This window comes from Gryllotalpicola sp. CP2-P1, from assembly GCF_057512245.1.
Genome location: NZ_JBLRDT010000408.1, coordinates 1 through 323, shown reverse-complemented (window position 1 = coordinate 323; position 323 = coordinate 1). Strand labels below are relative to the sequence as shown.

General features: G+C 69.7%; 1 protein-coding gene. It reads right to left on the bottom strand.

Features of this window, described 5'->3' with window-relative positions:
* The coding region (locus tag ACM2XV_RS15610; RefSeq protein WP_487027619.1) for a DUF222 domain-containing protein at nucleotides 1-287 on the bottom strand (287 nt) is incomplete at its 3' end.
* Between the last annotated feature and the right edge of the window lie 36 nt (nucleotides 288-323).

Sequence of the window (323 nt, the reverse complement as noted above, 5' to 3'; positions counted from 1 at the left end):
TCGCACCATCTGGCGGGGGTGGTGCAGCCGGGGATGACGCACCCTCTGTCCCGCACCGCGAGTGCGCGTCTCTGCTGAGGCGAGGCGCATCTGTGGGTGTCGCCGAGGTTCAGGATCTTCCCTGAAGGCCCGACGAGGACTTCTTGGTATCCGCCGGTTTCGGCGATGCGCCGTGCGGCCTGGGCGGTGATGGGGTGGTCTTCGCCGTCGATGCGGGCGGTCCCGTGCCCGGTCTGGAAGTCGTCTCTGTTGACCACGATGAGGACGGTGGGGTGTGCGCCGCCCATGGTGGGGGTTTCGGGGGCGCGGGCGGCGGCGGTGAA